The 26,764-nt window shown below is 61.4% G+C and carries 30 protein-coding genes; 23 read left to right on the forward strand and 7 right to left on the reverse strand.

Going from position 1 to position 26,764, the window contains the following annotated elements:
- A complete protein-coding gene (locus QEO92_RS29795) occupies window positions 1–399 on the reverse strand; it encodes a GFA family protein (protein ID WP_152600999.1) in 399 nt (132 codons plus the stop codon).
- 340 nt (window positions 400–739) lie between these two features.
- Here QEO92_RS29795 and QEO92_RS29800 point away from each other — a divergent pair, with 340 nt between their 5' ends.
- The 4 genes from QEO92_RS29800 (at window position 740) to QEO92_RS29815 (ending at window position 3,318) form a co-directional block, all read left to right on the forward strand.
- Window positions 740–973, forward strand: a complete 234-nt coding sequence (locus tag QEO92_RS29800) for a hypothetical protein (RefSeq protein WP_407722187.1) — start codon at window positions 740–742, stop codon at window positions 971–973.
- Between the two features lie 102 nt (window positions 974–1,075).
- On the forward strand, window positions 1,076–1,858 hold the full coding sequence (locus tag QEO92_RS29805; RefSeq protein ID WP_037145264.1) for a DUF1194 domain-containing protein: 783 nt from the start codon (window positions 1,076–1,078) through the stop codon (window positions 1,856–1,858).
- Between the two features lie 126 nt (window positions 1,859–1,984).
- On the forward strand, window positions 1,985–2,896 hold the full coding sequence (locus tag QEO92_RS29810; protein WP_227705697.1) for a TIGR02587 family membrane protein: 912 nt from the start codon (window positions 1,985–1,987) through the stop codon (window positions 2,894–2,896).
- Window positions 2,897–2,907: 11 nt separating this feature from the next.
- Window positions 2,908–3,318 carry a TIGR02588 family protein gene (locus QEO92_RS29815; protein WP_037145266.1) on the forward strand — a complete coding sequence of 137 codons (411 nt, stop codon included), beginning with the start codon at window positions 2,908–2,910 and terminating at the stop codon, window positions 3,316–3,318.
- Window positions 3,319–3,358: 40 nt separating this feature from the next.
- Here QEO92_RS29815 and pobA read toward each other — a convergent pair whose 3' ends face one another.
- A complete protein-coding gene (gene pobA / locus QEO92_RS29820) occupies window positions 3,359–4,528 on the reverse strand; it encodes a 4-hydroxybenzoate 3-monooxygenase (protein ID WP_227705698.1) in 1,170 nt (389 codons plus the stop codon).
- A gap of 111 nt (window positions 4,529–4,639) precedes the next feature.
- Here pobA and QEO92_RS29825 point away from each other — a divergent pair, with 111 nt between their 5' ends.
- The 3 genes from QEO92_RS29825 to QEO92_RS29835 all read left to right on the forward strand — a co-directional run bounded on the left by QEO92_RS29825 (window position 4,640) and on the right by QEO92_RS29835 (window position 7,286).
- Complete coding sequence (locus tag QEO92_RS29825; protein ID WP_227705699.1) at window positions 4,640–5,539, forward strand: helix-turn-helix domain-containing protein; 900 nt, start codon at window positions 4,640–4,642, stop codon at window positions 5,537–5,539.
- Window positions 5,540–5,680: 141 nt separating this feature from the next.
- Window positions 5,681–6,214, forward strand: a complete 534-nt coding sequence (locus tag QEO92_RS29830) for a DUF992 domain-containing protein (protein WP_037145272.1) — start codon at window positions 5,681–5,683, stop codon at window positions 6,212–6,214.
- Between the two features lie 166 nt (window positions 6,215–6,380).
- On the forward strand, window positions 6,381–7,286 hold the full coding sequence (locus QEO92_RS29835; RefSeq protein ID WP_227705700.1) for a S1C family serine protease: 906 nt from the start codon (window positions 6,381–6,383) through the stop codon (window positions 7,284–7,286).
- A 59-nt stretch (window positions 7,287–7,345) separates the two neighbouring features.
- Here QEO92_RS29835 and QEO92_RS29840 read toward each other — a convergent pair whose 3' ends face one another.
- Window positions 7,346–8,602: a glycerate kinase type-2 family protein gene (locus QEO92_RS29840; protein WP_227705701.1), complete on the reverse strand. Its 1,257-nt coding sequence runs from the start codon at window positions 8,600–8,602 to the stop codon at window positions 7,346–7,348.
- Between the two features lie 152 nt (window positions 8,603–8,754).
- On the opposite strand from QEO92_RS29840, the gene QEO92_RS29845 reads away from it, so the two are divergent.
- Window positions 8,755–9,087, forward strand: a complete 333-nt coding sequence (locus tag QEO92_RS29845) for a hypothetical protein (protein WP_227705702.1) — start codon at window positions 8,755–8,757, stop codon at window positions 9,085–9,087.
- Window positions 9,088–9,095: 8 nt separating this feature from the next.
- Here the strand turns inward: QEO92_RS29845 and pcaQ are convergent, their stop codons facing one another.
- Entirely contained in the window at window positions 9,096–10,022 is a 927-nt protein-coding gene (gene pcaQ / locus QEO92_RS29850; protein ID WP_227705703.1) for a pca operon transcription factor PcaQ, read from the reverse strand.
- 94 nt (window positions 10,023–10,116) lie between these two features.
- Here pcaQ and pcaD point away from each other — a divergent pair, with 94 nt between their 5' ends.
- The 11 genes from pcaD (at window position 10,117) to QEO92_RS29905 (ending at window position 19,381) form a co-directional block, all read left to right on the forward strand.
- Window positions 10,117–10,914: a 3-oxoadipate enol-lactonase gene (pcaD, locus tag QEO92_RS29855; RefSeq protein WP_037145278.1), complete on the forward strand. Its 798-nt coding sequence runs from the start codon at window positions 10,117–10,119 to the stop codon at window positions 10,912–10,914.
- Window positions 10,915–10,916: 2 nt separating this feature from the next.
- A complete protein-coding gene (gene pcaC / locus QEO92_RS29860) occupies window positions 10,917–11,333 on the forward strand; it encodes a 4-carboxymuconolactone decarboxylase (protein ID WP_037145980.1) in 417 nt (138 codons plus the stop codon).
- Entirely contained in the window at window positions 11,330–12,070 is a 741-nt protein-coding gene (gene pcaH / locus QEO92_RS29865; RefSeq protein WP_227705704.1) for a protocatechuate 3,4-dioxygenase subunit beta, read from the forward strand. The genes pcaC and pcaH overlap by 4 nt, the downstream gene beginning before the upstream one ends.
- Window positions 12,071–12,073: 3 nt before the next feature.
- On the forward strand, window positions 12,074–12,691 hold the full coding sequence (gene pcaG / locus QEO92_RS29870) for a protocatechuate 3,4-dioxygenase subunit alpha (protein ID WP_037145282.1): 618 nt from the start codon (window positions 12,074–12,076) through the stop codon (window positions 12,689–12,691).
- Window positions 12,692–12,713: 22 nt separating this feature from the next.
- Window positions 12,714–13,769 (forward strand): 3-carboxy-cis,cis-muconate cycloisomerase, encoded by a 1,056-nt coding sequence (locus QEO92_RS29875; RefSeq protein ID WP_227705705.1) that lies wholly within the window; start codon window positions 12,714–12,716, stop codon window positions 13,767–13,769.
- A gap of 153 nt (window positions 13,770–13,922) precedes the next feature.
- Window positions 13,923–15,098: an ABC transporter substrate-binding protein gene (locus QEO92_RS29880; RefSeq protein ID WP_227705706.1), complete on the forward strand. Its 1,176-nt coding sequence runs from the start codon at window positions 13,923–13,925 to the stop codon at window positions 15,096–15,098.
- A gap of 203 nt (window positions 15,099–15,301) precedes the next feature.
- Window positions 15,302–16,165: a branched-chain amino acid ABC transporter permease gene (locus QEO92_RS29885; protein WP_227705707.1), complete on the forward strand. Its 864-nt coding sequence runs from the start codon at window positions 15,302–15,304 to the stop codon at window positions 16,163–16,165.
- Window positions 16,162–17,172, forward strand: coding sequence for a branched-chain amino acid ABC transporter permease (locus QEO92_RS29890; RefSeq protein WP_227705708.1), 1,011 nt, complete (start codon window positions 16,162–16,164; stop codon window positions 17,170–17,172). The genes QEO92_RS29885 and QEO92_RS29890 overlap by 4 nt, the downstream gene beginning before the upstream one ends.
- A complete protein-coding gene (locus QEO92_RS29895) occupies window positions 17,169–17,933 on the forward strand; it encodes an ABC transporter ATP-binding protein (RefSeq protein ID WP_037145289.1) in 765 nt (254 codons plus the stop codon). Before QEO92_RS29890 ends, QEO92_RS29895 begins: the two co-directional genes overlap by 4 nt.
- Window positions 17,914–18,630 carry an ABC transporter ATP-binding protein gene (locus QEO92_RS29900; protein WP_037145291.1) on the forward strand — a complete coding sequence of 239 codons (717 nt, stop codon included), beginning with the start codon at window positions 17,914–17,916 and terminating at the stop codon, window positions 18,628–18,630. The genes QEO92_RS29895 and QEO92_RS29900 overlap by 20 nt, the downstream gene beginning before the upstream one ends.
- A 118-nt stretch (window positions 18,631–18,748) precedes the next feature.
- Window positions 18,749–19,381: a LysE family translocator gene (locus QEO92_RS29905; RefSeq protein ID WP_227705709.1), complete on the forward strand. Its 633-nt coding sequence runs from the start codon at window positions 18,749–18,751 to the stop codon at window positions 19,379–19,381.
- 40 nt (window positions 19,382–19,421) lie between these two features.
- Here the strand turns inward: QEO92_RS29905 and QEO92_RS29910 are convergent, their stop codons facing one another.
- The gene (locus tag QEO92_RS29910; protein WP_227705710.1) at window positions 19,422–20,240 is read right to left on the reverse strand and encodes an alpha/beta fold hydrolase; all 819 of its coding nucleotides are present in this window, start codon (window positions 20,238–20,240) and stop codon (window positions 19,422–19,424) included.
- A 118-nt stretch (window positions 20,241–20,358) separates the two neighbouring features.
- Entirely contained in the window at window positions 20,359–21,303 is a 945-nt protein-coding gene (locus QEO92_RS29915; RefSeq protein WP_227705711.1) for a LysR family transcriptional regulator, read from the reverse strand.
- A 264-nt stretch (window positions 21,304–21,567) separates the two neighbouring features.
- Between QEO92_RS29915 and QEO92_RS29920 the strand changes: the two genes are divergently transcribed.
- The 4 genes from QEO92_RS29920 (at window position 21,568) to QEO92_RS29935 (ending at window position 24,823) form a co-directional block, all read left to right on the forward strand.
- Window positions 21,568–23,643: a tripartite tricarboxylate transporter permease gene (locus QEO92_RS29920; protein WP_227705712.1), complete on the forward strand. Its 2,076-nt coding sequence runs from the start codon at window positions 21,568–21,570 to the stop codon at window positions 23,641–23,643.
- A 139-nt stretch (window positions 23,644–23,782) separates the two neighbouring features.
- Complete coding sequence (locus QEO92_RS29925) at window positions 23,783–24,106, forward strand: ArsR/SmtB family transcription factor (RefSeq protein ID WP_037145302.1); 324 nt, start codon at window positions 23,783–23,785, stop codon at window positions 24,104–24,106.
- Complete coding sequence (locus QEO92_RS29930; RefSeq protein WP_037145303.1) at window positions 24,103–24,513, forward strand: SRPBCC family protein; 411 nt, start codon at window positions 24,103–24,105, stop codon at window positions 24,511–24,513. The genes QEO92_RS29925 and QEO92_RS29930 overlap by 4 nt, the downstream gene beginning before the upstream one ends.
- Before the next feature lie 40 nt (window positions 24,514–24,553).
- Window positions 24,554–24,823, forward strand: coding sequence for a hypothetical protein (locus tag QEO92_RS29935; protein WP_227705713.1), 270 nt, complete (start codon window positions 24,554–24,556; stop codon window positions 24,821–24,823).
- Between the two features lie 105 nt (window positions 24,824–24,928).
- On the opposite strand, the gene QEO92_RS29940 is transcribed toward QEO92_RS29935, so the two are convergent.
- Window positions 24,929–26,698 carry a thiamine pyrophosphate-binding protein gene (locus QEO92_RS29940; protein ID WP_227705714.1) on the reverse strand — a complete coding sequence of 590 codons (1,770 nt, stop codon included), beginning with the start codon at window positions 26,696–26,698 and terminating at the stop codon, window positions 24,929–24,931.
- Window positions 26,699–26,764 lie beyond the last annotated feature (66 nt).

Below are 26,764 nucleotides of genomic sequence, written 5' to 3' on the forward strand. Positions count from 1 at the left end.
CTAAAGTTTGTGCCCTTCATATTGCGGCAGATCGTCGGTGATTTCGTGCCAGGGCGCCTTCGAACCGACGAAGATATGGTGTGTCGGGCGGATGGCGGGGGCATCGACAAGCGTGCCCATCGCGACATGCACCCATCTGGCCTCACGCACCAGCGAATAGAGCAGCGAGCCGCAGGTGCCGCAATGGGCATCGTGGTTTTCGGCGTTGCCATAAATCAACAGACCATCAGAGCCTTTCACCAGGGTGAGTTTTTCCCGCGGAATGCCCGCGAATGGCTTGAAGGCCGAGCCGGTGGTGCGGCGGCAATCCGAACAGTGGCAGTTGGCCGCGTAAACGAAAGCGTCCTCCACCGCATATTCCACCACGCCGCAAAAACACTTGCCCGATAGTCTTTTCATAAGAGAGGACCTCATACATGGCTGATCTCGTCCAGATACCAGCCGATATAGCACAGTTCGTTATGTTCCATAGGGTCGATCCGACCCGGCACGAAGAAGCGCGAAGCCACCTCCGCGGGCGGTGTGTTGGAGGATTGCCTCGTCTTCGTCGGTCGTCACCTTCCGGCCCGCTCGGCAATTGTAATCCCAAAAAATCATAGGGATCGAAGCGGCTCGATAAATTCTTCTCTTCTACTCAAGAAATTAAGAAGGACAGGATTCACGAATGTGGACTGCTGCGTTAACCTTTCAATTGTGAATTGATTCGCGGCAATACTGCTAACCTTCCGGCGAGGCTGCTTTGAGCGAACAAAGTCATGCCATTGAAGAGAGTCACTCGATCGAGCACTGGGCGATGAACCGCGCCCATCAGATCGTTGTCCACCAGGGAATGAGCCTGGTGGAGGCGGCTCAGTGCCTGGACTATAAACGGACCAACGCCAATACCTATGCGCTGCGCCAGGCAATCATGGATTGCCTCGTCGAAGCGTTGACGCGAGGGGGCGAAGGCACCGGTGACGCGAGCGGGGAATAATCCAATCACTGAAAGTTGAAGGGCGGCCTGCGGCCGGGAGTCGCCCTCGAACCAACCTGTGTTACAGTTTCATCACGACGAGACGCAGTGATTGGATCGCCTATGCTTACAACACTCGCGATGCTGATGGGCCTCTCTGCCGCAGCCGGCCCGATGATCGCGCAGGCGGGAGGCGGCGAGGTGGATGTCGAGCTGGTTCTCGCAGTCGATACGTCCCGTTCCATGGACTACGAGGAGGTCCGCATCCAGCGCGAGGGTTATGTCGCGGCGCTCAAGCACAGGGAATTCATCGACGCGGTGAAGACCGGGCTCATCGGGAAGATCGCCATCAGCTATTTCGAATGGGCAGGCGACGTGGTGCCCGATTCCGTCATTGACTGGCAGGTGATCGAGAACGAGCAGGACGCGATCGATTTCGCCAACAAGCTGGAGGCGCGGCCGATCAATTCCCAGCGCCGAACTTCGATTTCCGCGGCGATCGTACAAGGTGCCACGATGCTCGTCGCCAACTCCTATAGCGGCACGCGGCAGGTCATCGATGTTTCCGGCGACGGTCCGAACAATGCCGGCAATCCCGTTGTGCCGGCCCGCGACAAGGCGGTGGAGGCCGGCCTCATCGTCAATGGCTTGGCGATCATGCTGCGCCCTTCGGGAGCGCAGGGCGGGCTCGACAAATACTACGCCGATTGCGTGATCGGTGGTCCCGGCTCTTTCGTGCTGCCGGTTCACAAGATCGAAGATTTCGCGGTCGCCGTGCGCCGCAAACTGGTCATGGAGATCAGCAGCCTTACGCCGCCTGCAACCGTGCAGAAGACCGCCGGCACCCAACCGGCGACTGACTGCCTGGTGGGGGAAAGGCAGTGGCAGGATCTCTTCGACCGCTGAGTCATTCCGCAAGCTCTCACATTACCCTGATCAGATCGGACTTGCCCTCCCGGTTCGATGGCCGAGCGGGAACATTTCGGCAGGCCTGCGAGTTTCTGTCCGCTTGTCGGATGGAGGAAAGCGGAGTTGAGTGGCGTGGCAGCGGCGCCTGGCGGCGGCACAGGCGAATTCCACCATTTCCTGGTCGGTCTCGGCCGCGGCGCCGCTGGCGCCATGCTGTTCGGCATACCCATGCTGATGACCATGGAACTCTGGCACCTCGGCTTCTATATCGAGCGATATCGTCTGCTGTTGCTTCTGATCGTCAATATCCCGCTTCTCGTGATACTGGCCGATCGCATCGGCTTCGAGCGAACCTCCACATGGAGGGAGGCTTTCCGCGATGCAGCAATCGCTTATGGGCTCGGCATCGTCATGAGCGCCACAATCCTCGTTCTGCTCGGCGACATCAAGCTGCATATGCCGTTCTCGGAAATGCTCGGCAAGACCGCCATCCAGTCAGTACCCGCGAGTATCGGCGCTCTGCTCGGTCGCTCCCAGCTCGGCGGCCAGGCAGGCGAGAACGGCGACAGCGATAAGGATGATCCGAAAGGAGAAGAAGCAGATCAGGGAAAAGAGGGCAATGCGGTGCCGAATGAGCTCTCCATCAGCTACAGTCGGGAGCTTTTCCTCATGGCGGTCGGTGCGCTCTTCCTCAGCCTCAATGTCGCGCCGACGGAGGAAATCATCCTGATCGCCTACAAGATGACGCCCTGGCATGCGCTTGCGACGATCGTCGTATCGATCGCCATCATGCACGGCTTCGTCTACGCGGTTGCCTTCAAGGGCACACACGAAATGCCGGGTGAAACGCCCCGATGGCACGCCTTCTTCCGCTTCACCCTGCCGGGTTACTTGGTCGCGATGCTGATCAGCCTCTACGTTCTGTGGACATTCGGGCGGCTGGATGACAGCGCGCCGACGCAGATGCTCATATCCGCGATCGTGCTCTCCTTCCCGGGCGCTATCGGGGCGGCCGCTGCCCGCCTCATCTTGTGACGAGTGAACCGATGACGATCACCGCTCATGGACGCCACACCGAAACGCAGGAACCCCATTGGATCGAATGGGCGACCGGCATGATCTCCGCACTGGTTGTGCTTGCGATGATCACATGGGTGGGTTGGGAAGCACTGAGGAAGGACGGTCTGCCGCCGGAATTCTCGATTGCAGTGACCCGACGAACGCCGGTCGAAGGGGGGTATCGGGTCGAATTCGAGATCACCAACAAGGCAACCGCGACGGCTGCCGCGGTTGTGGTACGCGGCGAAATCCTCGATGGCGGCGACATGATCGAGGATGCGGATGTGACCTTCGATTACGTACCGGCGGAATCGAATGCCTCCGGCGCAATCCTGTTCTCGCAGGATCCGGGCGCACGGGAGGTCAGGGTCCGGGCGATAGGCTATACGGATCCGTAGGAGGAGCAGGATACTTCCCTTCAACAAAGGCCGGAACGACTTAGTACGGCAAGCCGACATAGTTCTCGGCGAGCGCAGTGGAAGCAGCCTTGGAACTGACGAGATAATCGAGCTCCGTCTCCTGTATCTTCTGGCCGAATTCGCCGGTATCGGGGAAACGGTGCAGCATCGTGGTCATAGACCAGGAGAAGCGCACGGCGCGCCAGACCCGCTTCAGCGCCCGCTCCGAATAGGCGTCGATTCCGGCTAAGGATTTATCCGCGTAGTAGCCCAGCAGGCCGTCGAAGAGGTAGTAGACGTCGCTCGCCGCGAGGTTCAGGCCCTTGGCGCCGGTCGGTGGCACGATATGAGCCGCGTCACCGACAAGGAACAGCTTGCCGAAGCGCATCGGTTCGGCGACGAAGGATCTGAGCGGCGCGATGGACTTTTCGAAGGAGGGGCCGGTCACCATGTTTTCGGCATGCTCGGCAGGCAGCCGGCGGCGCAATTCGTCATAGAAGCGGTCGTCGGACCAGTCTTCGATCTTCTCGTCCAGCGCACACTGGATATAGTAGCGGCTGCGGGTATGGGAGCGCATTGAACAGAGCGCGAAGCCGCGGGGATGGTTGGCATAGATCAGCTCGTGGCTGACCGGCGGCACCTCGGCGAGAATGCCGAGCCACCCGAAGGGATAGATCCGCTCGTAGGTCCTCAGCGCGCTCTCCGGTACCGATTTCCGGCTCACGCCGTGATACCCGTCGCACCCGGCGATGAAGTCGCAGTCGATCCGGTGGGTGACGCCGTCCTTCTCGTAGGTGACGTAGGGGCCGGCCCCGTCGAAATCGTGCGGCATGACGTTGGTTGCCTCATAGACCGAACTGCCGCCGGAAGCCTCGCGTTTGTCCATCAGGTCATGGGTAAGCTCCGTCTGACCATAGACCATGACACGTCTTCCGGTCAGCCCGAAAAGGTCGATGCGGTGGTCGCGGCCGTCGAAAGCGAGCGAGAAGCCGTCATGCGGCAAACCTTCCCTGTGCATGCGTTCGCCAGCCCCGGCGCGATCGAGCATGTCGACCATGCCTTCTTCCAGCACACCGGCACGCACGCGGCCGAGAATGTAATCCTTGCTGACGCGATCGAGGATAATGTTGTCGATGCCGGCATTTGTAAGCAGTTGACCGAGCAGCAGGCCGGCCGGACCGGAACCGATAATGGCGACTTGGGTGCGCATGAAATCCTCCCGAATTCTTGTTCCTTGATAAGCGCACGATCAGGGTCCCGGACAATGGACATTTCACGCAATCTATAGGACAAAACGAACATTGCCCTATTGGAGGCCACGATGCTTGCGCCGGTCCCGACTTACGATCTCTATGGCGAGAACCGCACAAGGCGGCCCGATTTCTGGCTGCATTGCGAAACGATCGCTTCGCGCAGCAGCGCGCACCAGTGGGAAATCGGCCGCCATCGCCACGAGAGCTTCCAGCAATTCCTGTACATTCGGAACGGATCTGGCGATGCAATCCTCAGCGCCTCGACCGTCACGCTCGTTCCCCCCTGCGTCGTTGCCGTACCGCCGGGCGTCAGCCACGGCTTCCGCTTCTCCCGCGACATCGACGGAATGGTGATCACTCTGGTCGCAGAGCGGTTGCGGCTGACCGCCGGACTTGCCAAACGGCCCGGCGACTGGCTGTCGACCCCTAGGATGATACCGCTGCCGGCTGGCGAGGATGCAGACTATCTCGACGAGACTTTCTCACGCCTGTTTGCCGAATTCGAGGCACAGCGCGCGAGCCGCAACGATCTCGTCGAAGCCTATCTGACGGCGGCGATCCTCATCCTCGGCCGGCTGGCCGGCGCCGATAGCAGTGGCGCTGCGGGCGACGTCAATCTCGCACGCGTCGAGGCGCTGAAGGACCTGATCGGCCGGCATTTCCGTGATCAGCTTCCGGCGGAGGCCTATGCGAAACTCCTGAACCTTTCCCCGACGCATCTGAACCGCGTGGTGCGTGAGGTGACCGGCATGAGCGTTCACGATCTCATCATGGCGCGCGTGGTCGACGAGGCCCGCCGCGCGCTCGTCTTCACCACGGCGAGCGTTCAGGCGATCGCCGATGGACTCGGCTTTTCCGACGCGGCCTATTTCTCCCGCTGCTTCAGGAAACGCACCGGCCAGACACCACGCCAATATCGCGAAGCGGAGCGTGCGAGCCTGCGGCAGGTGGAGAGCCTGGTTGAATAAGCTCACATTCCACGCGCGCCTGTGACAATTTGTGTGCTGCAACACGGGATCATTCTTCCGCCACATGCGTTGCCCATCGCTAGCTGGCCGGCTCGACCGAATCGCGATGGCCGGACCGCGAATAATTGAAGGAGTACAGGGATGAAAAGATTTACTGCCGTGGCGCTTGCCGCTCTTCCGGTTCTGACGAGCGCGGGAACGGCCTTTTCCGCCGACGTGATTTCCCGTCGGGACCAGGTTCCGGTCTATGAAGAGCCCGACCAGCGCGGTGGCGTGCGCATAGGCTATCTCGATTGCTCGATCGGCGGCGGTGTCGGTTATGTCCTTGGCTCCGCCAAGGAAGCCGATTGCGTCTTCACCTCTGCGATCGGCAGCGAACCGCTTGACCACTATACCGGAGTCGTCCGCAAGATGGGCGTCGACCTTGGTTTCACGACGCGCTCGCGCCTGATCTGGGCTGTCTTCGCCCCGACCGCCGGTTACCATCATGGTTCGCTCGGCGGTCTCTACCAGGGTGCCACAGCGGAAGCGACCGTCGGTGCGGGCATCGGTGCCAATATTCTCGTCGGCGGCACCTCGGGCTCCATTCACCTGCAGACGGTGAGCGTCACCGGCCAGCTTGGCCTGAACGTCGCCGCCACCGGAACGTCGGTGACTTTGACACCGGCAAGCTGAAGCTTGCAGGGACGCCGCTCTCCCTGAAAGGGGAGGACGGCGGGATATCCTGATAGGCGGAGGCCTTGCGTCATGCCGGTCACATTCATACCTTAGATAAGGTACGGTTCGGCCCTGCAGGCCCTTATGGGTTTCGGGTCGTCTTTCGCCCATCAGGAATTGCATCATGGATATCGAGAAAATTTTGCGGTCGGTCGTGGCCGTGCGCGCCTCAATTCCGGATAATGCCTTCACGGCAAATACGCTCGGCACCCGTCGGGAAGGAAACGGCGTCGTGATCCGCGACAACGGACTGGTGCTGACGATCGGCTATCTCATCACCGAGGCCGAGGAGGTCTGGTTGACGCGTCGTGACGGGCGCGTGGTGCCCGCCCATGCGCTCGCCTACGACCAGGAAAGCGGTTTTGGCCTCGTGCAGGCGCTTAGCCCGCTTGACCTTCCGGCGCTGGAAATGGGCGACTCCGACAGCGCGCAGGTCGGCGATCCGATCGTCTTTGCCGATGGTGAGGGTGAATATGTCCGCGGCAATATCGTCGCCAAGCAGGAATTCGCCGGCTACTGGGAATATCTTCTCGATGAAGCGATCTTCATCGCACCCGCGCATCCCTCCTGGGGCGGCGCAGCGTTGATCGATGCGGAAGGCAAGCTCATCGGCATCGGATCGCTGCGTCTGCAGATGAGCAAAGGCGGCGAAGTCGCCGACATCAACATGGCCGTGCCGATCAACCTGCTTCGTCCGATCCTCGACGATGTGCTGAACCGCGGCGAAATCAACAGGCAGCCGCGACCATGGCTCGGAGCCTTCTCAGCCGAGAGCAATGGCGAGGTCATTGTCATGAGCGTTACCGAGAACGGACCAGCCGCAAAGGCGGGATTGAAGCGCGGCGACGTGATTTCGGAGATCCGCGACGGCGAAGTCGACGGGCTTGCCGACTTCTACCGAAAGGTCTGGGAAAGCGGCCCTCCGGGATCGGAAATCCCCATGCGCATCCTGCGCGACGGCCGTGAAGCCTGGCTGCGGGTAAAGTCTGCGGACCGCAACGATTTCCTGCACAAGCCACAATTGCAGTAGCGGCTTGAGGCACGTCACCCTTTCCCGCGTGTGGCTTGCCCTGCCACAAGGAACAGGTATTACCTCACCAATATTGCCCGGAAATCGTTGACATTCGTGCCGGTCGGGCCGGTGGAAAACAGGTCGTCGATGGCGGAGAAACCGGAAAAGCTGTCATTGCCGTCGAGCAGCTTTCTGCCGTCCAGGCCCGCAATCCGCAGGCGACGCGTGCTCGTGCCGTCGGCAAAGGCGCCCGCATTGGTCTCCGATCCATCGATCCCGTCCGTATCGGCGGCAAGCGCAGTGATGTGGTGACCGTCGATCGCCAGCGCAAAGGCCAGGGCAAATTCGCCATTGCGGCCGCCCTTGCCCCCTTTGCTCCTGAGCGTAACCGTCGTCTCGCCGCCGGAAAGCAGCACGGCAGGCTTGGTGAAGGGCCGGTCGCGCAGCGCCACCTCGCGGGCGAGCGCCGCATGCACCAGCGCCACATCGCGGGATTCGCCTTCGACGGAATCGGAAAGAATGTGAGGCGTGACGCCGTGGGAGCGGGCGACCGCTGCCGCTGCTTCCAGCGATACGCCGGCAGAGGCGATGACATAATGTTCGTGGCGGGCAAAGACCGGATCATCCGGCTTCGGAGCGTCGGCCGCCGGCGAGTTCAGATGTGCGATCATTTTTTCCGACAGCATCAGCCGATACTGCTCGATAATCGCCAGCGCTTCCTGCCTCGTCGTGGCATCCGGAATGGTCGGACCCGACGCGACGAAGGCCGGATTGTCACCCGGAATATCCGAGACGATCAGGCTGACGACGCGGGCCTTCGTGGCTGCGGCGAGACGGCCGCCCTTGATGGTTGAAAGGTGTTTTCTGACCACGTTCATTGCGGAGATCGGCGCACCGGAGGCAAGCAGCGCCTCGTTGAGGGTGATCTCATCTTCAAGCGTCAAGCCTTCCGGCGGCGCGGGCAGCAGGGCCGACCCGCCGCCGCAGATCAGCGCGATGACGAGATCATTCTCGGAAAGGCCCGAGATCGCCCCGACAAGCCGCTTCGCACCGGCAAGGCCTGCCGCATCGGGCACAGGGTGCGAGGCTTCGAGGATCTCGATCGACTTCGTTTCGCAGCCATAGCCGTAGCGGGTCACGACGACGCCGGAGAGCGGGCCTGGCCATACGCTCTCGAGGGCAGCAGCCATTTGTGCCGCTCCCTTGCCGGCGCCGATGACGACGGTGCGACCGCTTTTCGGCGGGGAGGGCAGGTATTTTCTGATGCCGGTCAGGGGATCGGCGGCCTTCACCGCAGCGTCAAACAGCGCCTCCAGCAACTCCCGATCCTTCATCGCCTCTTTTCTCCTCTTTTCATCGCTCGGCCTTTTCGATCACGGTGGTTGACAGCCGTCAACCAGGCTTGATCGCCATGAGCCTTTCCGCCCGGAACAAAGCAGGTGGGTGTCGGTTGTCCTCAAGGCTCATCGAACGAAAGGAGCGAAGCATGACCGAGCATTTGAAGGAAGCAGGTTATTCCGGCCAGATCGATATCGGCGGCAGCCGGTCGCCCGTAACCTACAAGCTCAAGGCCTGCAGGGAGGATGACGGGGCTTTCCATGTCGCGGTGAGTCTGACGACGTCGCGCGACTGGCTGCTGAAACACGGCTTCCGCCGGCAGGCGACGCTGGTTCGCCAAGGCGGATATCAGATGCCGGTACATTTCGAGGAGACCCTGAACGTCGCCGACAATATTTCCGTCACGCTTCGCGCCGACGATGCGGTGATTGCATCGTTGGACGAACTGAAGAGGAAATTCCCCGAACTGCAGGCGGGCTGAGGTCGCACCTAGCGCCCCGGCATGATCTCGACAGCCGCCTGGCGAATCGTCTGCATGAGGATGGAAAGCGGTGCCGAAGGATTGGAATCGGCCCGTATGGTGAGGCCGACCGGTCCGCGGGTCTCGCTGGTATCGATCGGTAGTGGCGCGAGCGTGCCGTCAGCGACGTCCCCTGCGACGACGCCCGCTGAAATGATCCAGACCGCTTCGCTTGAGCGCACGAAAACTCTGCCGAAAGCATCGGAGATTGTTTCCACCTGGACGGGCAGGGTGGCAACGCCATTGGCAATGAGGAACTGTTCCACGGACGGCCGGATGATCGAGCCACGCGTCGGCATCAGCACCGGATAATCCGCCAGGCCCTCGAAGATCGAACGCCTTCCGTCGAGCAGGGGATGGCCAGGCCGGACGATGAAGACCACCTGCTCGGAATAGAGATGCTCGAAGGAAAGGCCTGCCATTTTCTCCGGCGAAGCCAATCGTCCGACGACCAGATCGAGATCTCCCACCCTGAGCTGTTCCATCAAAACGGCATTATCTCCCGTTACGATCTTTACCCGGCTGCCCGTCTTTTCCGCAAGGAAGAGCATCATCGCCCGTGGCATGATCCGGGTGGAGACGGTGGGCAATGCGCCGATGCGTACGGGCGGCGCGGAATCGAAGAGTTCCTGCGAGACGGAATCCATGCCCTGCCTGAGTGCCGTCAGTGCCGCGCCCGCATGCCGCAGGAAGACTTCACCGTAGCGAGTAATGCGGATGCCGCGCCCCTCGCGCTCGAAAACGGCGACACCCAGTGCCTCTTCCAGTTCGCGGATCGTCTTGGTCACAGCGGGCTGACTGACATTGAGGATTTCGGCCGCCCTGACGACGCTCTTCTGTCGGGCGACCTCGATGAATGTATACAGGTGTCGAAACTTGATTCGCGAATTGATCAAAATCAAATAACCTTGCGGTTAAGGAAACATGTTATAAATATCATTTTACTTAACCGAAAACTAGTGCAATCTATCAACGTGAGAGGAGGAGCAGATGCAATTTGTACACATTAATGACATTGCTATCCATTATGACATTCTGCGTGCGGGTGATGATAGGCCAGTCATCGTCTTCATCAATTCGCTCGGAACCGACAGCCGCATCTGGCATCACGTGCTGCCGAAGCTGGCTGAGGACTATACAATCCTCACTTATGACAAGCGCGGCCATGGTCTTTCCGGACTCGGCAACCCCCCGTATTCGATTGCCGATCATGCGGCCGATCTTGCCGGTCTGCTCGATCACCTGCAATTGTCGCAGGTCGTCGTGTGCGGCCTTTCGGTGGGCGGACTGATCGCCCAGGGTCTGTATGCCGCCCGGCCGGACCTCGTGAAGGCGCTGGTGCTTTCCAACACGGCGCACAAGATCGGTACCGCCGAAATGTGGGCGGCGCGTATCGCCACCGTCGAGGAAAAAGGCATCGGCAGCATTCTCGACGCGATCATGGAGCGCTGGTTTACCGAACCCTTCCGCAAGCCGGAGAATGCCGCCTACCAGGGCTATTGTCACATGCTGGTGCGGCAGCCGACCTTCGGCTACAGCGGCACCTGCGCGGCGATCCGCGATGCAGATTTTACCGAAGCCGCAAGCAAGATCACCGTGCCGGTGCTCTGCATCGTCGGCCGCGAGGACGGTTCGACACCGCCGGAGGTCGTCAAGTCGCTTGCCGATCTGATTCCCGGCTCCCGCTACGAGATCATCGAGGGAGCGGCGCATATTCCGTGCGTTGAAACACCTGCCGCCCACGCCGCGCTGATCCGCGGCTTCATTGAACAACTGGATAAGGAATGAATATGGCCGAGACTTCTACGCCGTCGGAACGCTATGCGCAGGGCATGAAGACGCGCCGCTCCGTGCTCGGCGATGCTTATGTCGACCGTGCCCAGGCAAACAGGACGCCGTTCGACCAGCCGTTTCAGGAGCTCATCACCGAAAGCGCCTGGGGTACCGTCTGGTCGCGCCCGCACTGGACCAAGCGCGAACGTTCGATGGTGACGATCGCGCTGCTTGCAGCGCTGGGCCACTATGACGAGGTGGCCATGCATATCCGCGCAACCGCCAATACCGGTGCGACAAAAGACGATATCTGCGAGGCCCTGATGCATGTGGCAATTTATGCCGGCGTTCCGGCCGCCAATCATGCCTTCAAGATTGCAAAAGCCACTTACGCTGAAATGGACGCGGAAAAGGCCGCGGGAGAGAGAAGATGAGAAACGCACCGCCTGAAACGACACCTTTCTTCCCTCGTGACAGGGAATGGCATCCACCGGCATTCACACCGGGTTACAAGACTTCCGTGTTACGCTCGCCGCAACGCGCGCTGATTTCGCTGGAAGGCACCAAGAGCGAGGTCACCGGTCCGGTCTTCGGCCACAACATCCTCGGCGAGTTCGACAACGACCTGATCGTCAACTACGCCAAGCCCGGCGAAATGGCGATCGGCGAACGCATCCTCGTCTACGGTCGCGTGCTGGATGAACGGGGCGTCGGCATTCCCGGCGCGCTGGTGGAGTTCTGGCAGGCGAACGCCGGCGGGCGCTACCGCCACAAGAAGGAAACCTACCTCGCACCGCTCGACCCGAACTTCGGCGGCTGCGGCCGCACCATCACCGACGAGAACGGCGGCTACGTCTTCAAGACGATCAAGCCCGGCCCCTATCCGTGGCCGAATGGCGTCAACGACTGGCGCCCGGCGCATATCCACTTCTCGGTCTTCGGCCACGGCTTCGCGCAGCGTCTGATCACCCAGATGTATTTCGAAGGCGATCCGATGATCTGGATTTGTCCCATCGTGAAGACGATCCCGGACGAGAACGCCATCAAGGGCCTGATCGCAGCCCTAGACATGAACAACACAATTCCTCATGACATGAGAGCTTACAAGTTCGACATCATCTTGCGCGGCCGTCGCTCGACATTCTTCGAGAACCGCAAGGAAGGTAACTGATCCATGGTCCAGCCGCTCACCTACTTCAAGGAATCTGCATCCCAGACGGCAGGTCCGTACGTTCACATCGGCTGTACGCCGAACTTTTCCGGCATCACCGGTGTCTACGAGACCGATCTCGGCTCCGGTCCGATGGTCAACGACAAGACCCGCGGCGAACGCATCACCATTCGCGGTTTCGTCTATGACGGCGCCATGACGCCGCTCAAGGACGCGTTGATCGAGATCTGGCAGGCGGACGCTGACGGCTTCTACAACAGCCCCTCGGAGACGCGCGGCAAGGCCGATCCGAATTTCCTCGGCTGGGCTCGCTGCCCTGGCGACATGCAGACCGGGGAATTCGTGTTCGAGACGATCAAGCCCGGCCGCGTGCCGTTCCGCGACGGTCGGCTGATGGCGCCGCACGTGACCTTCTGGATCGTCGCCCGCGGCATCAATCTCGGTCTCAACACGCGCATGTATTTCTCCGACGAGGAGCAGGCGAATGCCGAAGACCCGATCCTGTCGCGCATCGAGCACCGTGTCCGCGTGCCCACCCTGATCGGCAAGCGTGAAGGCGATACCGTCACCTTCAACATCTATCTTCAGGGTGAAAACGAGACCATATTCTTCGACATCTGAGATCGAAGAATCAGGGGCCCGTATGAGCGTTTCGGCTTTCGAACACCCGTTCCTGTCCGGTCTCGTTGGTGACGACGAGACCGGAAAGCTGTTTTCGGCGGAAGCCGAGATCGAAGCCATGCTTGCCTTCGAGGCGGCGCTCGCCAAGGCGGAGGCGGGTGCCGGCGTCATTCCCATGGATGCGGCGGAGCGCATCTTAACTGTCTGCGGCTCATTCAAGCCGGACATGGCAGGGCTTCACAAAGGTACCGGCCGCGATGGCATCGTTGTCGCCGAGTTCGTCAAGCAGCTCCGCGCGGCCGCCGGCGGCGAGGCGGCACAATACGTGCACTTCGGCGCAACCAGCCAGGATGTCATCGATACGGCACTGGTGATCCGCCTGAAGCAGGTCCGCGGCCTGTTCGATCAACGCCTTTCGGCTCTCGAAAAGGCCTTCGTGGCTATCGATCGGAATTTCGGCGCCCGCACGCTGATGGGCCATACCCGCATGCAGGCGGCAGTCCCGATCACCGTTTCCGACCGCATCCGCGCGTGGTGTGAACCGCTCGTCCGCCACCGCCGGCGGCTGGATGCCTTTTCCGAGCACGGTTTTGCAGTGCAGTTCGGCGGTGCCGCCGGCACGCTCGACAAACTGGGCGCCAAGGCGGCTGGTGTGCGCCAATCGCTTGCTTTCGAATTGTTGCTTGCCGATGCTCCGCAATGGCAGAGCCAACGGGATCGCCTGGCGGAATTCGCCGGAATCCTGGCATTGATCTCCGGCTCGCTCGGCAAGTTCGGCCAGGACGTGGCGCTGCTTGCGGAAATGGGCGGCGAGATGGAGCTTGCCGGCGGTGGCGGTTCCTCTGCCATGGCGCACAAGCAGAATCCGGTAGCGGCCGAGGTGCTGGTCTCGCTTGCCCGCTTCAATGCGGTGCAGCTTTCCGGCATGCAGCAGGCCATGGTGCATGAACAGGAGCGCTCAGGCGCCGCCTGGACCCTCGAATGGCTGATCTTGCCGCCGATGGTGATGGCGACGGGTGCGTCGCTGCGTCTTGCGGCAGAACTTGTCGATAACATACGCTCCCTCGGAAAGGGTTGAGGCGGCGGCGACACGGCTGTAAGCACGTGCATCAATAACTTTTCATGACTGACGTGCCTCGTGTTATTCTGGGTCGCCGTTAGGATAAGCAGGCATCCTGGCGTTGCGGCACCTGTCAAACGCAATCGAGGATGAGGTTTTAGGGAGGGCTTTATGAAGAGACTCATCATGACCGCATTCGCGATCGCCATTTTATCGAGTGCCGCATACGCCGATACGATCAAGATCGGCGTCATCGGTCCGTTCTCGGGGCCTTTTGCGTTGCAAGGCAAGAACTTCAAGGCGGGTATCGATGCCTGGCTCGCCGTCAATGGCAACGAGATCGGCGGCAACGATATCCAGATCGTCTATCGCGACGTGCCGCAGGCCGATCCGGCGCAGTCGAAATCGCTGGCACAGGAACTCATTGTGCGCGAGGGCGTGCAGTATCTCGCCGGCTTTTACTTCACCCCTGACGCCATGGCCGCAACGCCACTGCTGCAGCAGGGCAACGTGCCGATGGTCGTGATGAATGCCGCGACGTCCTCGATCGTTACCGCGAGCCCCTATGTGGTGCGGACGTCCTTCACCATGTGGCAGAATACGACGCCGATCGCGAAAGTGGCGAAGGACCAGGGCGTCACGAAGGTCATCACGCTGGTTTCCGATTACGGCCCGGGCATCGACGCGGAAAACGCCTTCAAGACCGCCTTCGAGAAAGAAGGCGGCCAGGTGGTCGAAGCGATCCGCATGCCGCTTTCCACCAACGATTTCGCTCCGCTGATGCAGCGCGTAAAGGATTCGGGCGCCGAAGCGCTCTTCAGCTTCCTGCCGTCCGGCCCACCGACGCTTGCCTTCGTCAAGGCCTATAACGACAACGGCCTGAAGGCGGCCGGCATCAAGTTCTTCGCGACCGGCGACCTGACGCCTGAATCCGACCTGCCGGCGCTCGGTGACGCAGCCCTCGGGCTGACGACGACCTATCATTATGCCGTGTCGCATGATTCTCCGGAGAACAAGGCATTCGTCGCGGCAGCCGAGAAGGCGATCGGCAACCCCGCAGAGCTTACCTTCCCGGCGGTCGGCGCTTATGACGGCATGTATGTTATCTCCAGGATGATCGAAGCGACCGGCGGCAAGAAAGACGCCAAGAAGGCCATCGAAGCCGTGAAGGGCCTTGCCTGGACAAGCCCGCGCGGACCAGTCGCCATCGATCCGGAGAGCCGCCATATCACGCAGAACGTGTACCTGCGTGAAGTCGCCAGGGACGAGAGCGGCAAATACATCAACAAGGAAATTCAGACGTTCGAGAAACAGGGCGATCCAGGCCTGGCTTTCGTGAAGAAGTAAGTTTGATTTCCAGCTCATCGCCCCTCATCCGGCTGCCGCCACCTTCTCCCCGCTCGCGGGGAGAAGGACTTGTGACGCACCGCTTTCCCGATCGAAGGCGCTGCTCGGGGGCACGTCCCCTCTCCCCGTGAACGGGGAGAGGGGTAGGGTAAGGGGCGTTTAGCCGCCAGAGAAATTTCGGCCGAATAAGGACACAACCACCCATGCAGACCGTGTTCAGCATAGCCGTCGATGCGCTGGCCTACGGCATGGTGCTGTTCGTGATCTCGATCGGGCTTTCCGTAACGATGGGACTGATGCGCGTGGTGAACCTTGCGCATGGGGCGTTCGCGATGATCGGCGGTTACCTTGCCTCCTATGCAGCGCGTGACCTGGGGCTCGGTTATGCAGCCGGTATCCTGATTGCCGTCGTCGGGACGGTCATCATCGCCATCCCCATCGAGCGCCTCCTCTACCGCCGCCTTTATGGCGCGACGGAACTGACCCAGGTGTTGATGACGATCGGCATCACCTTCTGCGTCATCGGGATTACCAACTTCATCTTCGGGCCGACGCTGAAGACCATCCCGTTGCCGCCGGCGCTGCAGGGTTCCGTCGATCTCGGCTTCCGCTCGATCGCCGCGCACCGGCTTTTCGCGATCGTCTGCGGGCTGATTGTCGCGACGGCTCTGTGGTTCCTGATCGAGCGGACCGCCTTCGGCATCCGGTTGCGTGCGGCGGTGGACAATGCCGTTATGGCCGCGGCTCTCGGGGTGCGCACCGAGATCGTCTACGCGGTGAGCTTTGCTGTGGCAATCGGGCTTGCCGCGCTCGGCGGCGTGCTTGGGGCCGAACTTCTTCCCGTCGAGCCTTATTACGCGCTGCGCTACATGGTGACCTTCCTCGTTGTGGTCTCGGTCGGCGGCGCGGGCTCCATTCCCGGCGCGCTTCTCGCCTGCCTGTTGCTCGGCACGATCGATACGACCGGCCGCTATCTCGCGCCGGAATACGGAGAATTCTTCTTCTATCTCGCAGTCATCGTGATCGTGACCCTCTTTCCGCGCGGGCTTCTGGGGCGGTCGAAATGACAGCGGCTTCCACGGATCACAGCTCTGCTGCCAACCCCTCAATCGCCCGGCGGCTTGCCGATGGCGGGTTGATCGGCACACTCTTGATCATCGTGATCGGGATGATCGGCTACTATCTCTTTCCGAACAATCTGGCGCTGCTGACGCGGATGACGGCGATTGCGCTCCTGGTCCTGTCGCTCGATCTGGTGACTGGATATTGCGGTGTGGCGACGCTTGGGCACGCGGCGCTTTTCGGGGCAGGGGCTTACGGAGCCGGCATTGCAGCGGCGCATTTCGGCATTAGCGAGCCATTGACCATGACGCTGGTCGGAGCACTTGCCGGCTCTGCCGCCGGCCTCGTCTCGGGCGTCGTCATCCTGCGGCCCCACGGCCTGGCGCAACTCGTTCTGTCGATCGCCGTCATCCATCTCTTCCACGAGGCCGCAAACAAGGCGTCGGCCTGGACCGGCGGCAGCGACGGACTTTCCGGTATCATGCCGGAGGCGGTCTTCGGTCTGTTCGAGTTCGATCTCTGGGGGCAGACGGCCTACATCTATGGTCTCGCCCTGTTGACCGTCGTCTTCGTGGCACTCAGGATCCTGGTCCGCTCGCCCTTCGGCATGCTGGCGCGCGGGGTGAGGGAGGATCGTATCCGCATCACCGCGATGGGCGCTTCGGTGAACTCGGTGCTGCTGCGCATGTATGTGATCTCCGGGGCCGTGGCCGGCATCGGCGGTGCATTATCGGCCATCTCCACGCAGGTCGTCGGGCTCGACAGCCTCTCCTTCACGCTGTCGGCCGAGGCATTGGTGATGCTGGTGCTCGGCGGCACGGGCTCGCTTTATGGGGCGATGATCGGCACGATGGTCTTCATGTGGTTCGAGGACACGCTGTCGGCCATCAATCCGTTCCACTGGCTCACCATCATCGGCGCATTGCTTGTCGCCGTCGTGCTCTTCGCGCCGAAGGGGCTTTATGGCTCCACCGCCGGTTTCGTCAACCGATTAAGGAGGAGGCGGGGATGAGCGTTCTCTTCGAGGTCCGGAATCTCAGAAAGAATTTCGGCGGGCTGGTTGTCACCAATGACGTGTCGCTTGCCATGGCGCCAGGCGATCGCGTGGCCCTGATCGGCCCGAACGGGGCGGGGAAGACGACCTTCGTCAACCTCGTGACCGGCAATCTCAGGCCCGATTCAGGCCATGTCTTCCTCGGTGGTGAGGATGTGACCCGGCTCAAGGCCGCCAAGCGCGTGCGGCGCGGCCTGATCCGCTCTTTCCAGGTGACGCGTCTCTTTCAGGACATGACGCCGGAAGAGCACGTGGCGCTGGCAATCCTGCAACGGGAGAGGCAGGCAGGAAAAATGTTCGGCCACTATTCCCGCAAGCCCGAGGTGATGGACGAAGTCAGGAAAATCCTGGACCGGCTCGGGTTGATCGAGCTTTCGCATCTGAAGGTGCGGGAGATCGCCTACGGTCAGCAGCGGCTCCTGGAGATCGCGTTGGCGATGGCGCTGAGTCCCAGGATGTTACTGCTGGACGAGCCGGCTGCCGGCGTGCCGCAGTCGGAAACCACGCGCATCGAGCAAGCGTTGAACAGCCTGCCGCCGGATCTTGCTGTGCTCATGATCGACCATGACATGGACCTCGTCTTCCGCTTTGCCCGGCGGGTGGTCGTGCTCGCGGCCGGAACGGTGATCTTCGATGGCTCGCCGAAGGATGTGACGCAGGACCAGCGCGTACGCGAAGCCTATCTGGGGAATTATGCGAATGCCGGCGGCACTGCTTGAGGTCAAAAATCTTTCCGCGGGTTATGGCCCGACGCGGGTGATCGAGGACGTTTCCTTCTCCGTGCCCGCCGGATCGAGGCTTGCTCTTCTCGGCCGCAACGGAATGGGCAAGACGAGCCTGCTGGCCACATTGGCCGGCCAGACGCGGCGCTATGGTGGCCAAATCCGCCTCGCCGGCGTCGACATCGCGGATGAGCCGAGCGCTGCCCGCGCGCTGGCCGGCCTGGGTTATGTTCCACAGACCCGGGACGTCTTCCCGACCCTGACAGTCGAGGAAAATCTCTTCGTCGGGTTGAAGGGTCGCCCGAAGGATGCGATCTCGGAGGCCTATGAGATGTTCCCGCGCCTGAAGGAGCGGCGGAGGAATCTTGGCAGTCAGCTTTCGGGGGGCGAACAGCAGATGCTTTCGACCGCCCGCAGCATCCTGGGCCAGCCGACCGTACTCCTGCTTGATGAACCGCTGGAAGGTCTGGCGCCGGTTATCTGCGAAGAGCTGATGGCGGCCTTCTCCAAACTCGCTCAATCCGGAGAAATGACCATCCTGCTCGTCGAGCAGCGCATCCAGAGCGCGCTGGATTTCGCCGACAATGTCATCATCCTCGAGCGCGGCCGCATTGCCTGGCAAGGCAGCCCGCAAGTGCTCGCCGCGGATCATGATGTTGTCGAGCGGCTGCTCGGGGTCGGCGGTTTGCATTGAAGAGTGCGAGATCCTCGGATGTCAAAAGACCGACAACAGATAAGATCGGTCCTGCGTCCTTGAAATCCCGGTTGGTTTCGTCGATGAAGAAGGCCCACCTTTCTCCGGAATCACCCCTATGCCCGACCTTTCCAGTCTCGCCGCCTTTGCTCTCATCGCTCTTGGCATGGTACTGACGCCCGGGCCGAACATGGTCTACCTGATCTCGCGATCGATCTCCCAGGGGCCGATGGCGGGATTGATCTCGCTCGGCGGCGTGGCGCTCGGCTTCGTCTTCTACATGCTCTGTGCCGCTTTCGGCATTACCGCGCTGGTCATGGCCGTGCCTTATGCCTATGACGCGCTGCGTTTCGCGGGCGCTCTCTACCTGCTCTATCTCGCCTGGCAGGCGGTGAAGCCGGGCGGGCGCTCGCCTTTCCAAGTCATGCAACTGCCGAAGGACAGTCCGAAAAGGTTGTTCGTCATGGGGCTGATGACAAACCTTCTGAATCCGAAGGCGGCAGTGCTCTATCTCTCACTGCTGCCGCAGTTTATCAATCCGGAACATGGCAGCGTGCTTTCCCAATCCATCGTGCTCGGCTTCACGCAGATCGCCATCAGCATCTCCATCAATGCGATGATCGCACTGATGGCGGGTGCTATCGCGCTCTTTCTTGCCCGCCGGCCCACATGGATCGTCGTCCAGCGCTGGCTGATGGGCACCGTCCTTGCCGCTCTTGCCGTTCGCATGGCGACGGAAGCTCGCCGCTGATTTCGGCCTGCCGCCCCTAGCCGGTCGTCGCAAGGGGACGTCAGGCCGTCTTGGCTGCCTTTGCCAATTCCTTCAGATGTCCGGCGATCGTGGTGGGCACTTCCAGCGGCGTGAAATGCCTGACACCGTCCATGATGAAGAGCGACGCACCGGGAATATTGTCCGCCATGTAGCGGGCCATCTCCGGCGGCGTCGCATAATCCTCCGTGCCAACCGCGACGCGGCAGGGGAAGGAAAATTTCGGCAGGGCGGCGCGGATGTCCGCATTGCCGAGCATCGCGCAGGTCGCGGCATAGGCCGATAGTTCGTTCTTCAGGAAGACGGCAATCGCCTTCTCCACGATATCCGGATTGGCCTCGCGGAAGCTATCGCTGAACCAGCGGGTCTTCTGAAAGCCGACAAGCGCGGCCATACCTTCGGCGAGCGCCTTGTCGGCGCGCTCCGCCCAGGCTTTTGGGGCGTCCTCTCCATAACATGCGGTGGTGTCAAAAAGACCGAGCGCTTCGACGCGCTGCGGATAACCGGCAGCAAAGGCGAGCGCCACGCATCCGCCCATGGAGGCGCCGGCGACGACGGCCGAGGACCAGCCGACATGATCCATAAGATCGGCGAGGTCATCGGCGAAAAGCTCGACACTATAGGGGCCGGCCGGCTTGTCGGAAGCGCCGTGGCCGCGGCAGTCGTAGATGAGGGCATCGGCAAAACCGTCGAGGGCGGCGACCGTCGGCTCCCAGAAGGTCTTGTCCATGGCAAGCGAATGCACGAGCGCGATGCGGCCCTGGCCACTTCCCTTGACGAGGCGGTAGGAGATTTTCGTGCCGTCGCGGGTGGTTGCGGTGCTGTTCAACGGATCGTTCACCTCGAAATCCTTCCGGTAGGGACCGTTTTGCGTCATACTGTATGACAATGATATAAGCAAATCGGACCGGAGAGACAACCGCCGATGTGAGGATTGCCGCACTTTGTGAAAGTATGGCCTAGCTGGCAGCGGAAAGTGCCAGCCCTTCCGCACCGGTCTCCTCGGCAAGCTGCCTGGCGACCAGCGCAAGTTGGCGGCGCAGCCATTTGTGGGCGGGAACATCCGTATGGACATCGCTCCATACGGCGGTGGCGAAGACCCGCATGTTCGGCACCGGCACGGGACAGAAATAGAAGCGCGACGGATCGAAGATCGGCACCATCTTCTCAAATACCATGACGATGAGATCGGAGCGGGAGACGATCGCCGGTGCGGCCAGGAACTGGTGAACCGTGGTGGCGACGCGCCGCTTGAGGCCCGCTTCTGCCAGGAATCGGTCTGCGCGGCTCACATCGCTCATGCCGGGCTTGACGGCGAGTTGCTCGGCGGCGAGGAATTCATCGAGCGTGATCGGCTGGCCCGCAAGCGGATGACCTTGCCTCATCATGCAGAGATATTTGTCTTCGAAGAGAGCTATGTGCTTGAAACGGCGCGGCAGGTTGGGGATGACACCGACCGCGAGGTCGATCTCGCTGTTGTCGAGAAGTGCCGGCAGTTCTTCGTTCGGGCGCGATTGGATCTTCAGGGCCACCTGCGGTGCGACGCGGGCGACATGCTCGATCAGAAGCGGCAGCATCACCACCGAGGCATGGTCGGAAACGGCGAGGTTGAAGGTCCAGTCCGGATCGTTGGGTTCGAAGACGGTCGGTTCGAGCGCCTCCTCGATCTGTCGCATCGCCGCCTGAATCGGCCCGGCGATTTCCAACGCCCGCGGTGTCGGCCGCATGCCGTCCGCCGTGCGCAGGAAAAGCCGGTCATTCAGCAGCAGGCGCAGGCGATTGAGCGCGTTGGAAAGCGCCGGCTGCGACATGCCGAGCTTTTCGGCGGCGCGGTTGACGCTGCCTTCCGCCATCATCGCGTCGAAGACCACCAGGAGCTTGAGATCGATGTTTGCCAAATTCATTTCAGTGATAATACTCTTTGCTTTTTGAATTTGCCAATGGCGGCGCTGTCAGATCAACATTGTCGTACAAAAATACAATACTACACAAGTGTTGCGATGAAACCTCGCGGGCGCCGGTGTATGCGTATTCGGGCGGTCCCTCGACCACGGCGTTTTGCTGGGGGATGCCGCCTCCGGTGATAGCTCCCGAAACGAGGGAGGAGGCGCATGAAAGCGTCTCACGAGCAATGAGCCTCGCGGATAGCGAGGCGGTGGAGGATATATATGCTTCTTGAACAGGCCATGGCGGCGTTGGGGGTCATCTTTGACCCGATGCGCTTCCTGATCATCATGCTGGGTTGTATACTCGGCCTTTTCATTGGGGTCATCCCCGGCATCGGCGGCCTGGCGGGCATGGCCCTGCTTTTGCCGTTCACCTACACGATGGACCCTTATACGGCGCTTGCCTTCTTGATCGGCATGTGGGCTGTGACACCGACGGCCGACACGATCCCGTCGATCCTGATCGGGGTGCCAGGAGCTGCAGGATCGGCAGCGACTGTGATGGACGGCTATCCCATGGCGCGCCGCGGCGAGGCCGGGCGAGCGCTCGGCGCTTCCTACACTTCATCGCTGATCGGCGGTATTTTCGGAGCCGTCCTGCTCGGCATCGCGATCCCGATCCTCAGGCCCTTCATGATGGCCTTCGGCACGCCGGAGCTTTTGGCGCTCTGCATCCTCGGCCTCACGCTGGTCGCGGCCGTCAGCCAGGGCAACATGATGAAGGGCCTGGTGGCCGCCTGTTTCGGTGTCGTCATCGCTTCCGTCGGCGACGAGGCGCAGACGGGTGAACTGCGCTGGACCTTCGATTCCATCTATCTCTGGGAAGGTGTTCCGCTCGAAGCACTGGTGCTCGGCCTCTTCGCCGTGCCGGAACTGATCGAGCTCGGCGCGGCGCGCCAGTCGGTTGCCCTCCATCGCAGCGAAAGCATTGTGCGCGACCAGTTCCGCGGCGTGCGCGACGCGATCCAGAACATCCGCCTCGTGTTCCAGAGCTCGTGGCTCGGCGCGATCCTCGGTTCGGTCCCCGGCCTCGGCGGCCCGGCGATCGACTGGATCGCCTACGGCTCGGCGGCGAAATCGGTGAAGGGCGGCACCGAGAGCTTCGGCACCGGCGACGTGCGCGGCGTCATCGCCTGCGAGGCGGCCAACAATTCCCGCGAAGGCGGCGCGCTCATCCCGACGCTTGCCTTCGGCATTCCGGCGAGCGCCACCATGGCGATCCTGCTTGGCGCCTTCATGATGCACGGCATCCAGCCGGGTCCGAAGCTGCTTACCGAACAGCTCGACATCACCTACACGATCGTCTGGAGCCTGATGATCGCCAACATTATCGGCGTGCTCATCTGTTTCGCTTTCGTGTCGCAACTCGCCAAGCTGGCATTGGTGCCGGCAGGCATTCTGGTGCCGACGGTGCTCGCCATCGTCTTCATCGGAGCCTATTCGGCGACCCGCGACATCGGCGACATCATCGTTCTCCTGATCTTCTCGGTGATCGGCTGGGCCATGAAGCGCTTCGGCTGGGCGCGTGCACCGGTATTGCTTGGCCTCGTCCTTGGAGGTCTGGTGGAACAATACCTGTTCATTTCGACCAGTCGCTACGGTTCGGAATGGCTGACACGTCCCGGCGTCCTTTTCATCCTGGCGATCCCGGTCCTCTACTTTGCCTACAGCGCGGTAAGGTTTTTCCTGAAGCGTCGCGAGCCTGCACTGGCCGCGGTCGGTGCAGCAGTCAGTGAGCCCGCCGCCCCGAAAGAAGCTCCGGTCGGACAGGTCTCCACGATCGACCGCATCATGCTGCCAGGCATGTGGGTCCTTGCCGCGATCCTGTTTGCCACGGCGCTTGCCACCTCGACCGAATGGGCGCTTGCTGCAAGGCTGATGCCACAGACGGTATCGGCCGTCGGCCTCATCGTCGTGATCTGCTCAGGCATCGGTATCTACATGAGAAAGCGCGCCGGCGAGACGATCCTCAAGCCGCGCAAGGCGAGCGAGGCCGATCCGCTGGAAGCGATGCCCGACCGTCAGCTTTACGCACGCATGGGCATCATGTTCGCCTGGGTGCTCTCGGTCTTCGTGGGTACGCTCCTGATCGGTCTTCTGCCGACACTGCTAGTATTCATGTTCGGCTATATGCGCTTCGAGGGCAGACAGCCCTGGATCCGCACGCTGGTGATTACGCTCGTCATCTGGGTTGCCATGTTCATCCTTTTCGACAAGCTGCTCGTCATGCCCTGGCCGCAATCCTATCTGGGCGACGCCTTCCCGCAATTGCGCACGATGGTCTCGGACATCATCTGAGCCACGGCCAACAATCGCAATGGAAAGGCCGGAGCATCGCTGCTTCGGCCTTTTCGTTTGTCTATCGTTGCCGCCGCTTGACTCATTCATAGCTCTGTGGCTATATGTAAATTCATAGCCGGCGAGGTATGGATTTCAAATGTCGAACGCTCATGACGTGCTCTTCAGAACGCTCGCCGATCCGACCCGGAGGGCTCTCTTTGAACGACTGTGCCGCGAAGGAGAAAAGACGGTCGGAGCTCTGACGGCCAGGGCCGGGGTCTCGCAACCGGTCGTTTCAAAGCATCTTGCTGTGCTGAAGCGTGCCGGGTTGGTGCGCGACCGCCATGAAGGTCGCCAGACGCACTATAGTGCGCAACTTGGCGCGCTGGCTCCTCTGGTCGACTGGACGAGCCAGATGGCCGGGTTCTGGCAGAGCCGGTTCGATGACCTCGAAGATCTACTCAAAAGGATGGACCAATGAACGAAACGTCGATCGAAACGCGCTCCGTCGTTGTCGAGCGGGAGGTAGCTTTTCCGCCGGAGAAGATCTGGCGCGCACTTACGCAACCACACCTGATCGAGGAGTGGCTCATGAAGAACGACTTCAAGCCTGTTATGGACCATCGTTTCAAGCTTAGCGCAGACTGGGGTTCCGTCGACTGCCAGGTTCTGGAAGTCGAGCCGAACAAGACTCTGTCTTACACATGGGGTGCCTATGGTCTCGAAAGTATCGTTACCTGGACTCTCACCCCTACGCGCACGGGCACCCATCTGCGCATGGAGCAATCGGGCTTCCGGCCGGATCAGCAGCAGGCCTATCAGGGCGCCAGACACGGATGGCAGAAGTTCCTCGCAAATCTGGAACAGGTGTTGGCTCGGACAGACTGAAATCTGTCTGGAGTGAGTGTGGAGAGAGGGGGGATTCCCATTGGATTGGAACAGAACTATTCGGCAGGTCCACCGCTGGCTGTCGATCATCTTTACGGCAACCGTCGTCGCAAACTTCGTCGCCATGGGGTTGGGGGAACCTCCCTTCTGGGTGGTCTATTCCCCCCTGCTGCCGCTCTTTTTGCTATTGTTCACCGGCCTGTATTTATTCGCGCTGCCCTATGCTGCCATCAGGCGCGGCGTACCGATGGATACGACTGAACTGAACGATCGGCATGGCAGATCTCAGGTCCCGGGGCGCGAGGCTTAATTTTACCCAAGGTTCATGTTTCCTTTGGAGCGGAGGCGGAAAACGCATGTAAAAAAGCCCCGCTCGGATAAGCGGGGCCTGTGCTTCCGGAACTCCTTTATCCGGTCAAGCAAGCTCGACCATCGGATCGCGACAATATTCCGGCGGCACGCGGACGTCGATCACCCAGGGCTTGCCGGCCTTCACCTTCTCGAGGCCGCGGATCAACGCGTCGGCAAGGTCGGTGATATCGGTGATCGGCCCCTCGCCATCGATGCCCTGCGCCTTCGCCAGCATCAGCAGGTCCGGAACCGGGTCCTGCAGGCGCTGGCCGACCCAGGCGTTTTCCGGCGGACGGCCGCGCTGGACCGCTACCTGCGCCTGATGGTGCTCGTCGTTGAAGTAGGAGTTGTTGTTGGAGATCACGTAGAGCAGCGGGATGCCCTGCGATGCCGCGCTCCAGAGCGCGGTATTGCCCATGGTGAAGTCGCCGTCACCAACGATCGCGATCGGCACGCGCGGGGACTTCATGTCGCGCAGCGCGAGCGCCGCGCCGATGCCGATGCTGGGGCCTGAGCCCACGCCGCCGCCACCATTATGGCCGAGATAGTCGTGTGGATGCTCGAGCTCGTTGGCATTGACCGGCCAGCCGAGCGGGCGCGATGTGAGGCAGACGTCCATGTCGCGCGTCACGCGGTTGAACACCTTGGCGAGGTCCATGAGGCTGATGTCGCCGGAGGTCCTCGACGGTTCGGCATCAATGCGCCGCCGCTCGTATGTCTTCGAGGCCGGCAGGCGCAGCGTGAGCGCTTCCAGCAGGCGCGAGACGGCGGTTTCCGGCACGGTCGGAATGTTGACGTCCACAGCCGGCAGGCCCTGGTAGTCCATGTTCCAGCCGCGATGGATGTTGAAGTCGTTCGAGACGCTGATGACCGAGGCGCTCGGGCTTCCGGCCGGGAAGACCTGGTTGATGGTGCCGGCGAGATCGAGCCAGTCCAGCGAAAGAACGGCGTCGGCTTCCATCAGGTGTTTCAGCAGGTTCTTCGACAGCTTCCAGCCGGTCTCGCCGATGAACAGCGGATGCGTGGTGGGGAAGCTGGTTGCCAGCTTCACATGGGTGAGCACTTTCGCGCCGATGAGTTCGGCGAGCTTGATGCGCTCGGCCCAGCCCTCTTCACTGCGCGAGGTACGGCCGCAGAGGATGACGGGGCGCTTGGCTCTCGCCAGGATTTCGACGGCCTCTTCGAGGTCACGGCGCGGCGGCTCGGGATCGGCAGGCGCCTTGAAGCGGGAGATGTCGTGCAGCGCAGGGACCTTTTCAAGCTCCATTTCCTGCACGGTGACATCGAGGTTCACATAGGTCGGGCCGGAGGGGCGGGCGGTCGAAAGCATCGTGGCGCGGCGGATCGATTCCACTGCGGCTTCCGGCGAGGCGGGTTCGTCGTCCCATTTGGTAAAGTCACGGACCAAGCCACCCTGGTCGATGGTGCAGTGGATCCACTCGATCCACGGCCGGCGCTTGGTGGCGTCGAGCGGGCCGGTGGCACCAATGACGACGACCGGCACGCGGTCACACCACGCGTCGAAAATACCCATCGTGGCATGCATCAGGCCGACATTCGAATGAACCGCAGCAGCAAGCGGCTTGTCGGTGATTTTCGCCCACCCTTGAGCGATGCCGATCGCATGCTCCTCGTGCATGCACAGAATGATCTTCGGATTTTCGTTGCCGAGATAATTGACCAGGCTGTCGTGCAGATGTCGGTAGCTCGCACCCGGATTGAGGCAGATATAGGGAAAACCCTGCTCCCGGATCGCCGCGGCGATCAGGTCGCTGCCATATTTCGGCGCACCGGTTTCAACCGGGACGAAACGCTTCGTGTCCTGGTGGTCCATGGACGTAATCCTTGATATTGGGAAGTGACGAACGCTTAAAGGCAAAGAAAAACCGCGCGACCGGAG

This window comes from Neorhizobium petrolearium (assembly GCF_029854435.1).
GTDB classification, from domain to species: domain Bacteria; phylum Pseudomonadota; class Alphaproteobacteria; order Rhizobiales; family Rhizobiaceae; genus Neorhizobium; species Neorhizobium petrolearium.